This is a genomic window from Mesorhizobium sp. M2A.F.Ca.ET.067.02.1.1 (assembly GCF_004023285.1).
In the GTDB taxonomy this organism is placed as follows: domain Bacteria; phylum Pseudomonadota; class Alphaproteobacteria; order Rhizobiales; family Rhizobiaceae; genus Mesorhizobium.
The window spans coordinates 1-415 of the sequence record NZ_RZSB01001459.1 but is presented as its reverse complement, the minus strand read 5'-3'; the positions used below and the strand labels follow the sequence as shown (position 1 = coordinate 415).

Here is a 415-nt window from a genome sequence, read left to right as displayed (position 1 = left end):
CCCTACCTCTTCATGTTCTATTCCTCAGGCGCCGTCGAGGACCACTGGGACAAGACCTATCTCGGCACGAATCGCGCAATTGCGGGCCTCGGCATGAGCTTTGGTGGCACCATCTCGGTCAGTGTGCTGATCGTGGCCGCGCTGGTCTTAGGCGAGCACGGAGTTAACCAGGTCGATGATTATCATCAACTGCCACTGCTCCTGATCCCGATATTCGGGTTCTGGGGCTTTGTCCTTTTTGTCGCTTCGCTTGCCATAGCCTGTTTCGGCGCGGCGCTCGAAATCGCCCTGCAGCAGGCCTACCTCGTCGCGCAAGGCTTCGGCTGGACGTGGGGAGAAGACAGGAAACCACGCGAAGATCCCGGCTTCTGCAGCGTCTATACGATCTCGCTGCTTCTTGCCGCCATACCAATAG

1 protein-coding gene is annotated in these 415 nt (G+C 58.3%); it reads left to right on the top strand.

Annotated features, from left to right (window positions below; genetic code table 11):
- A partial coding sequence (locus tag EOA28_RS38315; protein WP_148671239.1) for a divalent metal cation transporter occupies nt 1-415 on the top strand: 415 nt, incomplete at both ends.